Raw genomic sequence first — 11385 nt, forward strand, 5'->3', positions numbered from 1 at the left:
TAAAAAGTAAGGTCTTCTGCTTGACTCTGTGCAGGGGAGTTTTACTTTTTTTTTGGATTAAGAATGGCTCTTAATAGATAATCAAGTAAGTAAACGAGGAAATTAATGGAAAATAATATTATTAAAGAAAAAATACTAAGAGAATTAAGAGAATCACCAGACCGTGATTTTCAAGTTCAAGAACTAGCTGAAGCGATTGCCATGACAACAGCTGTTCAGTTTAAATTTGTAGTGCAGGCATTGGCACAATTAGAACATGATAAAGAAGTTACACTTAATCAAAATGGTGCATTTACAATTGCTAAGGATGACTCTCTCCCAAAATTTGTTGGTGTTTTTCATGCAAATGATCGTGGCTTTGGGTTTGTAACTGTAGATGTCGATACCCCAGATTTTTTCATTAATCCGACGCAAACAATGGCAGCGTTGAATGGTGATGAAGTTGAAGTTGTTACACTTAGGAAAGCTGATGAAAAAACTGGCAGGGGCCCTGAGGGTAAAGTCGTTGGAATTGTTAAGCATGCGATTGAACAAGTCGTTGGTGAGTTTGTTGTAGATGAGGCGGAAGAATATCCTGCAGGAATTATTGGAACGGTAAAGCTGAAAGATCGTAAGTTGGCGCACTATACTTTTTTAGTTGAAGACAAAGGTCTCAATCCTGTTGCAGGAGAAGTGATTTTAGCGGATATCACTGCGTATCCTGATGCACATCTCCCAGGAATTCTTAAGGGTGTTGCTATAAAAGTAATTGGAAATGTCAGTGATCCAGGAATTGATATTTTGCAAGTCGTCTATCAACATGATATTCCAACTCAATTTCCCACTGAGGTTATGACAGAGGTTGAACAAATTCCTGATCATGTGACTGATGATGAGCGTAAAGGACGAGTTGATTTAACTGAGCAAGACTTGGTTACAATTGATAGTATTGAATCTAAAGACCTTGATGATGCGGTTACCGCATGGAAGATGGATAATGGAAACTATCACTTAGGAGTACATATTGCAGATGTATCTCATTATGTAAGAGTAGGTACAGCATTGAATGATGAGGCCTTTAACAGAGGAACTTCGGTCTATTTGACAGACCGTGTAATTCCGATGTTACCTCATAAGTTATCAAATGGAATTTGTTCGCTAAATCCCAAAGTTGAACGTCTGGCAATGAGTTGCGAAATGGAGATAGATACTGAAGGTAACGTGATCAATCACAAAATCTTTCCGAGTGTTATTAAAACAACGGAAAGAATGACCTATGTTGCAATCAATAAGATTCTTGAATCACGTGATGAAAAAACAAAGGCACGCTATGAGAACCTGGTTCCAATGTTTGAAACGATGAATGAACTTCACAAAATCTTGCTCAAAATGAGAAAAAGACGTGGGGCAATTGAATTCGAAGATACTGAGGCACAGATTATTGTTGATGAAAAAGGGCATCCAACTGATATTCAATTGCGTGAACGCGGTACTAGTGAAAGAATAGTCGAATCATTTATGCTTGCAGCAAATGAAACAATTGCTGAACACTTCAATCATTTACGTGTTCCCTTTATTTACCGTATCCATGAAACTCCAAAAGCGGAAAAGATGCTCTCATTTTTTGAAGCATTGTCTAGTTTGGGAATTGAAGCAACAGGCAGCAGTAATGATGTAAAGCCTAAGATGTTGCAGACAATTTTGAAAAAAGTTGCAGGTAAACCCGAAGAAGCAATGGTTTCAACAATGTTGCTCCGTTCCATGCAACAAGCAAAGTATTCAGATCAGCCTTTAGGCCATTTTGGACTTGGAGCAGAGGATTATACGCATTTTACATCTCCAATCAGAAGATATCCTGATCTTTTGGTTCATCGACTAATTCGTTTTTATGAACAAAATGGAATTAATGATGAGACAAAGGAAGAGTATAAGCAAGAAATTCCTGAAATAGCTCTTCATAGCTCACAAATGGAGCGTCGTGCAATTGATGCGGAACGTGACACTGATGCAATGAAGAAAGCTGAATATATGGCTGATCATGTAGGTGAAGAATTCGATGCAGTTGTTAGTTCTGTAATGAAATTTGGAATGTTTGTCGGGTTGCCTAACACAGTTGAAGGACTTATCCATATTAGTGAAATGAAGGACGATTACTATGAATACTTGGATAAGCACATGGTCTTAGTTGGACGCCATACCAAGCGGACTTATCGAATTGGTCAACCAATAAGGGTTAAGCTAGTTAATGTCAATGTTGATCAAAAGGAAGTTGATTTCACTCTTTTAAATCCTGAGGACGCGCCTAAGACAGATTTGCTTGTCAAAGCTGGTAACGGCAGTGACTCAAGAAGAAGTAACGGTGATAGAAAATATCAGGGGAATCGTAAATATGATAACAAAAAAGGACAGTCAAAAAGTAGAGAAAAACAACATGGATACCGTCCCTTTAAGGATAAATTAAAGAAAAGACACTGATAACTAAGTTAGGAGGTGTTCGTAATGGTAAAGAAGAGACATGAGAATCCTCCACTGGCTCAAAATAAAAAGGCAAGTCATGATTACGCAATAATTGATACGATTGAGGCAGGGATTGTTTTAACTGGGACAGAAATTAAATCAGTCCGTGCACGACGAATAAATCTTAAAGATGGGTTTGCACAAGTTCGTAACGGAGAAGTTTGGTTGATGAATATTCATATTTCCCCATATGAACAAGGCAATCAATTTAACCATGATCCACTTAGAAACCGCAAGTTATTACTTCACAAAAAGCAGATAACTGATTTAGGTAAAATGACTTCAGACAAGGGAGTAACTTTGGTACCCTTGAAAGTGTATATTAAAAGTGGATTTGCAAAAGTTTTATTGGGCGTTGGTAAAGGTAAAAATGACTATGATAAGAGAGAAACCATTAAGCGTAAGGATCAAGAGCGTCAAATACAACGGACTTTGAAGAATTATGGCTGAGACTAGGCAATCATGTATGTTTGCATTCAATTAAAACATTATTAATAGTCTAGTTGAATAGCATGTATTTTTGATTTATGAAACACGTTTATACGGAATAAATAGAGGAACTGGGTTAAAAATTAACTTTTAACCCAGTTCCTCTATTTATTTAAAATTAATTTTTTACACTTATATCATATGTAGTCAGGTTATCGTGTCCTTTTTATTACAATTCTTAAGAAAAAAGTAATAATGAAACAAATAAGTAATATTTTGTAAGATGTCTGCAACCAATGAAATTAGCGAATTGCGTATAATATTCAATGGTAAAGGGGTTAATTCTTATGAAAATAATTGGGGTCGGCACAAAGTACATCATATTAATAGCACTTGCAATGACGACCATGACAAGTGGGGTTTCTGCTGATACTGTCGATAATTTACAGGGACAGCAGAGTAGTGCTCAAAAAACATTAAATACTAACAATGATCAATTATCTAAGAAGATTACTGCTGTTAATCAGGTGTATCAAGAAATTCAGCAGTTAAATGAAAAGAAAAAGGATACTTCTTCTAATATTGCAGCGGTTAAGCAAAAACTCACAGCGGCAAAAGAAGAAAAGCAAAAGCGGATTGCTGATGCTAAATCCAGATTAAGGGAACTCCAATTAAGGGAAGGTACAAATGCTACGCTTCAAGTCTTGGAGAATTCTAGTGATCTATCTCAATGGTTAGGAAATGTGATAGCATTGACACGCTTACAGTCTGTTTATAATGATAGTTTGGATGCTGTTAAACAAAGTGTGAATACAATTTCAAATGATCGTAAACAATTGTTAACATATCAAGCAAGTCTTGATACACAAGCAAAAGACTTAGCTTTGAAAAAAGATCAGATGAATGCTTCATTGAATTCTTTGAAGCAACTGGTTAAAAATAACCAAGCAACAATAGCAACTCTTGCTAACAAGGTTTCATGGGCAAAGGAAGCAGCAGCTGAGGCCAGTGCAAGTTCACAATCAGCACAACAGGCAAGCAGTAGTTCAGAGGAGTCTGCATCAAGTTCTTCAGCAGCAGTTGCCTCTTCTAGTCAGAGTTCAACAGCATCTAGTGCTAGTTCGACTAGTTCAACAACAACTACTAATGTAGCAACAACGACAACGACAAGTAGCAGCTCAAAGACACTTGTTATGCAATCAACTGGTTATTCAGTTGCACAAAGCGGTTTGAGTTCTTATAGTGCAACAGGAATTAATTTAAGTCAGTATCCAAGTTGTATAGCTGTAGATCCTAGTGTTATTCCACTAGGAAGTATTGTTTGGGTTTCTGGATATGGTGTCACAGTGGCAGGAGACACAGGTGGTGCGATTAAGGGAAATATTATTGACGTACACTTTTCAACTGTTGGACAAGCTCAAAGCTGGGGAAGAAAAACGGTTACAGTTAAGATATTAAGTTAAGGCTAACATAATAATTTAATAATCTTGTCATTTCTAGATAAATTTGATAGAAATACAATCTTGATTAAATACAGGGAGAAGACGATTCAAAATTTATTTTTTGATTAATCTCCTTTGTTGATTTATGGTGTATTTTACAAGCTATCTCTTAATTAGGATAAAGATTGGGTAGGAAAAAAGATTTGCTAAACAACATAAATTAATTCTTTGAAAATTAAAATATAAATAATTGTTGACCTGTTGATTAAAATAGTCTAAGATGTAACTAATAAATGAAAGGAGAGTCCTTTGTATGTATATTCAATCAAATAGTTATGTAATTGAATTTGCCCTACTACTATGATGGAGGACTCCGACAATATGTCGAGTCCTATTTGTAGTTAGAATGGGGCTTGAGCAGTAAATGAACACCCTATTCTTAATGAATAGGGCGTTTTTTATTTACAAATTTTCTTAATAAATTAGGAGGTTATAAGATATGAAAAAAATACAATTTTTTGATACAACTTTACGTGATGGTGAACAGACAATCGGTGTCAATTTTTCCATTGAGGACAAAATAAGCATAGCTAAACAATTAGTTAGCTGGGGTGTAGATGTAATTGAAGCAGGATTTCCTGTTGCTTCAAAGAATGATTTCAAATCGGTTAGAAAAATTGGGCAAGAAATAACTAATTGTAAGGTAACTGGTCTTGCACGTTGTGTAAAAAAGGATATTGATGCTGTGATTGATGCCTTAGGTGACACTCCGAATGGTCAGATTCATGTATTTATTGCCACAAGTCCAATTCATCGTGAAGCAAAGTTACATATGACTAAAGAGGAAGTAATTGAAACCATCAATGATTGCGTTAGTTATGCTCATCAAAAATTTACACATGTTGAATTTTCTCCGGAAGATGCAACTAGAACTGAATGGGATTTTTTGGTCAGAACAATTCGTACCGCAATTTTTGCGGGAGCTGATGTGATTAATATTCCTGATACTACTGGGTACACTAATCCTGAAGAAATTGGTGAATTATTCGATTATTTAAAGGATAATATTCCTGAATTTGATGAAGTAACATTCTCAGTGCATTGCCATAATGATTTGGGAATGGCCACAGCAAATGCATTGTCTGCGATTCGTCATGGTGCAACTAGGATAGAAGGAACAGTCAATGGTATAGGAGAACGTGCTGGAAATACTGCACTTGAAGAGGTTGCTACTATGCTGATGGTGCGTGGTGATTTCTATCAGGCAGCGACAAATATTTGTTTAAATAAAACTTTTGAAACTGCTAAAATGGTTAGTCAAAAATCTAATATGCAAATACCTAATAATAAACCTATTACAGGAGCAAACGCATTTTCCCATGAATCTGGAATTCATCAAGATGGTTTTTTGAAGAATCATGCAACATATGAGATTTTAACTCCACAAAGTGTAGGAGTTGCCCATTCATCAATACCTCTGGGAAAATTATCTGGTTCGCATGCTGTGACTGTTAAGTTAGAGGAAATGGGGTATGAGATAGATAAAAACACTACAAAGGATATTTTTATCAAGTTTAAATCAATTGCTGATAATCAATCAATTGTTTCTGATGATGATTTAGTGCAAATGATGAACGAAATGCAGTCAGTTACGAATAAAAAATGACAGTACTCTTTAATGAGATAAACTAATGAACACTAGTCTATATATTTTTTTAGAAGCAAAGAGGGTTGGGCCAAGAGTTAAATTTTGACCCAACCTTTATTTCTGTATAAATGTGTTCCATAAGTCAAAAATCTTCGTCCAACTTTTTTAAGGCAGTGCACTTATGTCACACTCCTGCTCTGTTTGAAGCTTTAAATTCTAATCAAAATTTAGATTATTAGATTATGAATTCTTACCTACACTTTTTTGCAGGTGATTGTAATTGTGGTCACCTAATATTATTAAGCCTGCATTTCTAAAACCATAACTATAGTATAAGGCTTCTGCTCGTGGATTCTCCCAATCTACATTCAAGCCAATCTTGTTCTTATTTTGATTTGCCGCTATATTAGGAGTAACGGCTAGCAATTTACTTCCAATTCCGTGCCCTTGATACTCGGGATCAACAGCGATTGAATTTAAGTACCATTCGTTAGGAAATGTTTCAGGGTCAGAAAATATTACAATTGAAGGAGGTAAGCCAGCATCTTGTAAGAAGGAATGCATTAGTGTATTGACTTTTTTCTCATTTTCGCAGGGATAACCATATAAAAATCCTACTACTTTATCGTTTTCGACTGCAACTGTAGTTTGAGCCCAGTCGGTTAAAAATTCTGGTGTTTCAAATGATTTTTGGAAGACGATATCTAGTTTGGAACGGTCCAGCGTTTTGACTATATCCAAGTCCATTTCATCAATGATAATATTGAATAAAGAAACAACTGCACTTGAATCATCTTTAGTGGCTTTTCTAATTAACAAACTTCTTCTCCTTTTAGAATTTAATCATATCTGACTTGTAATCGATAACGAGAATGTGGCTTTTTTTGAGATGAACTGGCAAAATAATCTAGAATTGCAACAATAGATAAACAGACCGGTTCATCAATCTCATTGTTAATCGCTAATTCTAAGAATTTGCCAGAAGGTAGCATAACTTCCTGTAATGACATTATTAAGGTTTGCTTATGATAAATCTTATAAGCAAAGTTGATAAGATTACCCATCACTACCCAATTTAATCCTTTTATAAGGATCAGGTCCTTGTTGCCAAAATTGATCCGCCGGAGAGAGCCAACCTTTTTATTATTACGAAAAAGTTCAAATTTGGGAAAGATTCCGAATCCATGCTGTTTGATTTGTGCCAACAACTCGCCAGAGATTGCATATACAGATAGAACATCTTGATGTCTGCCCCAATTGCCGACAACAAGGTAGATTGCTTTCGATTTTTCATCTACGATTTTAGTTGCACCTTGAGTGCTAAGACGGTGTCGATGGGCATACAAGTTACGCAATTCAAAACCTCCCTTGAGTTCAAGTCTAAAATCTATTTTTCCTTTAAGACTTCTTCAATAGCTATACCGACACCATCTTCAGTGTTGCTTTTGGTCAAGCGCTTAGCAGTTTGTTTAACTTCTGTGATTGCATTATCCATTGCATAACTAATTCCTGCAACTTTTAGCATTGACATGTCATTATTGTTATCACCAATCGCCATCACGTTATCCATAGGGATATTCATCAAATCTGCAAATGCTTGAAGGGCTGCACCTTTTTGTGCATTGACATGATTGATTTCAATATTAGAACTTGAGGATGAGGTAACAACCAGTGAATCGAATTGTTTTAATTCTTTTCTGATTGGATCTAGTTTTTTTGGTCCTTCATTACTGAACGTGACGAATTTATAGACTTTTAATGAAGGGTCGTCAATAATTTTCAAATAATCATCAGTGTAATTGACATTCATTAATTCAAAACGTGCAGCAGCCATAGAAACGGCTAGTTTGTATGGTGTTTCGGGGCTGACTCGTGTTAATAATTCAGCAAAATTCTCAATCCGATTTGTTTTGCTGTCAGAGTAAATACCAGCTGATGTAACGATTTCAAAATATAAGCCTTTTTTCTTCAATAGATGTAAAACTTTGCTTGCAAGCGTATCATTAATCGCAGCAGAGCTCAGAAGATTGCCGGTTTCATCGAACACCTGAGCGCCATTTAATGTAATCATAGGGCAATTAAATCCCGCTTCTTCAATTAAAGGTTTAATCTCTGTATACCCGCGTCCTGAAGAAACAACGAAATGGACACCAGCTTTTTGTGCAGCTTTGATTGCAGCAGCATTTCTTTTTGAAATAACCATGTGATCATTTAGTAGAGTTCCATCCATATCAGAAGCAATAATTTGTATCATACTTTTTTCCCCCATTATTAATTCGACTTTATGAACATTTTACCATGAATAGTGATTTTTTTTTAGTGACGTCGTTTGTAAAATTAAGTTAGAAATAAAAAAGCCATTTGTGGTAGACTTTTGAATATCCCTAATCAAAAGAGAGGTAACCACAAATGACCTATAAACATCTTACCACACAAGAATTAACCTTCATATATAATTTTTGGAAACAAGGTATTAAAGCTTACCAAGCTGCTAAAGCTCTTAAACGTTCTAGTGAAACTGTTTATCGTGTTTACCGTTTCTTAGATACCGGACATTCAATTAGCCAATTCCAAGAAAACTACCGAATTAACAAGGCTCACTGTGGTCGAAAAGTAATTACATTACCAGAAGATGAAGTCAAATATATTGAGCAGAAAGTCTCATTAGGTTGGACCCCTGATACAATTATTGGTCGCGCAAAGATTCATATCAGTTGTAGTATGAGAACTTTATACCGCTTTTTTCAAAGGGGAGTTTTCAATAAGAAATTATTGCCAATGAAAGGTAAGCGGCATCCAAATGGTTATGTTGAACGACGTGGTAAAGCTGGCCGACTTGGCAGAAGCATTTACCAACGATATCAGGATTACCCTCATTTTCAACATGAATTTGGTCACTTAGAAGCAGACACAGTCCAAGGCAAAGCTCACCAAGGTGCAGTTATGACTTTAGTTGAGCGTCTTTCCAAAGTTGAAATTATTTTGAACATTCAACAAAAATCAGCTGAATGTGTTAACAAACACCTTGATCAATGGTTGTCTCAACAGCCAAAACACCTTTTCAAATCAATTACTTTTGATAATGGTAAAGAATTCACTGGCTGGAAAGAGATTGCGAATAAACATGATATTAGTGCTTACTTTGCCGAAGTTGGAGCTCCTAACCAACGTGGCTTAAATGAAAACAACAACGGATTGATTAGACGAGATGGTCTCAAAAAGGACATGGATTTTCGTAGCTTACCAAATACTGTGGTTCAACAAGTCAGCAGCCGACGTAATCATATACCGAGGAAATCACTAAATTACAAAACACCAATTGAGATATTCATGAAAAATATCACAGATAAGCAACTAAGTTATTTCTAACTTAATTTGACATTTCAAGTGAGTTAATCCTTCAAAAAATATAATCAATAAAAAATTAATGAAAGGCAATATTTTTGAGAGCAAATATGATAAAATAAATCCGAGGTGTCGCAAATGAAAACGCTTATTAATAATGACTGGCAGGAGATTTTAGGACCTGAATTTGAAAAGAACTATTATTTGAATTTACATAGTTTCTTAAAGACAGAATATGCAAACCAAGAGATTCATCCAGATATGTATCATATTTTTCAAGCATTTGAGTGGACTCCGTTTTCACAAGTCAAAGTCTGTATATTAGGACAAGACCCGTATCATGGACCTAATCAAGCACATGGTTGTAGCTTTTCAGTCTTACCGGGTGTTAAGATTCCACCGTCTCTCCAGAATATTTATAAAGAACTTGAGAGTGATTTGGGAATTAGGCCGGTTAATCATGGCTATCTTGAGAAATGGGCTAGGCAGGGAGTATTGTTGTTGAATACGGTCTTGACTGTAAGAGAGGGGCAAGCATTTTCTCATCGGGGCAAGGGATGGGAATTATTAACCGATAAGGCAATTCAAGGCTTATCAGAAAGACAGCAGCCTGTTATTTTTATACTTTGGGGAAAAGCTGCACAGGACAAGATTGAGTTAATTGATCAGAAGAAGAATGTCATTTTAACTTCAGCACATCCGAGTCCTTTTTCAGCACACCGCGGTTTCTTTGGATCAAAACCATTCTCGAAAACCAATGCGGCACTTGTTGCTATGGGAGAGAAACCAATTGATTGGCAGTTGCCAGAAAAAATAAATTAGTAAAGTGGAGGGTTAATTATGGAATTATTTGAAAGTTTAGTTGAGAAGATTAAGGGTAAGAATAAAAAAATAGTTTTTCCTGAGGGAAATGATGTTCGGGTAGTTAAGGCCGTAGTTAGATTAGCTGAAGATAAGTTGATTAGCAGTGTGATTCTTGGCAACGAAAATGAAGTGAAGGAATTAGCTGGTGTCAGCAGGCTGCCCGCTGGAATATCTGTAATAGATGTGACCTCTTACCCAAGTGACAAATTTGAAGAGATGATTGCAGCTTTTGTTGACAGGCGAAAAGGAAAGAACACACCAGAACAAGCAAGAAAAATGCTGAAAGATGTTAATTACTTTGGAACGATGCTTGTATACATGGGAGTAGCCGACGGACTTGTTTCAGGTGCTGTTCATCCAACCGGTGATACAGTCAGACCTGCTTTGCAGATTATTAAGACTAAACCTGGAACTACAAGAACAAGTGGAGCCTTTGTAATGACAAGAGAGAACGAGAAATATTTGTTTGCCGATTGTGCAATTAACATTAATCCAAATGAACAGGAATTAGCAGAAATTGCAGTCGAAAGCATTCAGACTGCAAGACTTTTTGATATTGATCCCAAAGTTGCTATGTTAAGCTTTTCAACAAAAGGCTCGGCCAAATCTGATGAAGTAACAAAAGTAGCGAAGGCAACTGCATTGGCAAAAGAATTGGCACCAAGTGAGCAGATTGATGGAGAATTACAATTTGATGCTGCTTTTGTAGAATCTGTTGCAGCAAAGAAGGCACCAAATTCTGAAGTTGCAGGGAAAGCAAATGTATTTGTCTTTCCGGAATTACAATCGGGGAATATTGGATATAAAATAGCACAGAGGTTCGGTGGTTTTGAAGCAGTTGGTCCAATCTTACAAGGCTTGAATAAGCCAATATCTGATTTATCACGTGGTGCTAATGAAAATGATATTTACAAGGTTGCAATTATTACCGCACTGCAGGCAACTTTATAGGGTCGGTAACTAAGAAAACTTATGAAACACGTTTATACGGAATAAATAGAGAAACCTCTTGGACTTGTCCTCAATGCTATACGCAGCTAGATAGAGATGTAAATGCAAGTAAAAATATATTAAAACTTGGTTTGGGCTAAACCATAGTAAATAGAGTAAACCGCTGTCGAATACTGAAATGTATGAGATAAGTTATGCTTGTTCCTAGAA

General features: G+C 36.1%; 11 protein-coding genes. 8 read left to right on the top strand and 3 right to left on the bottom strand.

Annotation, left to right across the window (positions count from 1 at the left end; genetic code table 11):
• Positions 1-105 precede the first annotated feature (105 nt).
• The 4 genes from rnr to FFX44_RS03550 all read left to right on the top strand — a co-directional run bounded on the left by rnr (position 106) and on the right by FFX44_RS03550 (position 6033).
• Positions 106-2454, top strand: coding sequence for a ribonuclease R (rnr, locus tag FFX44_RS03535; protein WP_289977934.1), 2349 nt, complete (start codon positions 106-108; stop codon positions 2452-2454).
• Between the two features lie 24 nt (positions 2455-2478).
• Positions 2479-2946 carry an SsrA-binding protein SmpB gene (smpB, locus tag FFX44_RS03540; protein WP_289977936.1) on the top strand — a complete coding sequence of 156 codons (468 nt, stop codon included), beginning with the start codon at positions 2479-2481 and terminating at the stop codon, positions 2944-2946.
• A 326-nt stretch (positions 2947-3272) separates the two neighbouring features.
• Positions 3273-4388, top strand: a complete 1116-nt coding sequence (locus tag FFX44_RS03545) for a 3D domain-containing protein (RefSeq protein ID WP_289977938.1) — start codon at positions 3273-3275, stop codon at positions 4386-4388.
• 478 nt (positions 4389-4866) lie between these two features.
• Entirely contained in the window at positions 4867-6033 is a 1167-nt protein-coding gene (locus FFX44_RS03550) for a 2-isopropylmalate synthase (RefSeq protein WP_289977940.1), read from the top strand.
• Between the two features lie 222 nt (positions 6034-6255).
• On the opposite strand, the gene FFX44_RS03555 is transcribed toward FFX44_RS03550, so the two are convergent.
• The 3 genes from FFX44_RS03555 to FFX44_RS03565 are packed head-to-tail and all read right to left on the bottom strand — an operon-like array spanning position 6256 to position 8269.
• Complete coding sequence (locus FFX44_RS03555; RefSeq protein ID WP_289977942.1) at positions 6256-6834, bottom strand: GNAT family N-acetyltransferase; 579 nt, start codon at positions 6832-6834, stop codon at positions 6256-6258.
• Between the two features lie 20 nt (positions 6835-6854).
• On the bottom strand, positions 6855-7370 hold the full coding sequence (locus tag FFX44_RS03560; protein ID WP_289977943.1) for a hypothetical protein: 516 nt from the start codon (positions 7368-7370) through the stop codon (positions 6855-6857).
• Positions 7371-7402: 32 nt separating this feature from the next.
• Positions 7403-8269 (bottom strand): Cof-type HAD-IIB family hydrolase, encoded by an 867-nt coding sequence (locus FFX44_RS03565; protein ID WP_289977946.1) that lies wholly within the window; start codon positions 8267-8269, stop codon positions 7403-7405.
• A 155-nt stretch (positions 8270-8424) separates the two neighbouring features.
• On the opposite strand from FFX44_RS03565, the gene FFX44_RS03570 reads away from it, so the two are divergent.
• The 4 genes from FFX44_RS03570 (at position 8425) to FFX44_RS12630 (ending at position 11315) form a co-directional block, all read left to right on the top strand.
• Positions 8425-9384 (top strand): IS30 family transposase, encoded by a 960-nt coding sequence (locus FFX44_RS03570; protein ID WP_289977948.1) that lies wholly within the window; start codon positions 8425-8427, stop codon positions 9382-9384.
• Positions 9385-9498: 114 nt separating this feature from the next.
• Positions 9499-10182 (top strand): uracil-DNA glycosylase, encoded by a 684-nt coding sequence (locus tag FFX44_RS03575; RefSeq protein ID WP_289977949.1) that lies wholly within the window; start codon positions 9499-9501, stop codon positions 10180-10182.
• Between the two features lie 18 nt (positions 10183-10200).
• Positions 10201-11175 carry a phosphate acetyltransferase gene (gene pta / locus FFX44_RS03580; protein WP_289977950.1) on the top strand — a complete coding sequence of 325 codons (975 nt, stop codon included), beginning with the start codon at positions 10201-10203 and terminating at the stop codon, positions 11173-11175.
• A gap of 41 nt (positions 11176-11216) precedes the next feature.
• On the top strand, positions 11217-11315 hold the full coding sequence (locus tag FFX44_RS12630) for a zinc ribbon domain-containing protein (protein WP_354669246.1): 99 nt from the start codon (positions 11217-11219) through the stop codon (positions 11313-11315).
• Positions 11316-11385 lie beyond the last annotated feature (70 nt).

Source organism: Lactobacillus sp. UCMA15818, from assembly GCF_030400225.1.
GTDB lineage: Bacteria > Bacillota > Bacilli > Lactobacillales > Lactobacillaceae > Liquorilactobacillus.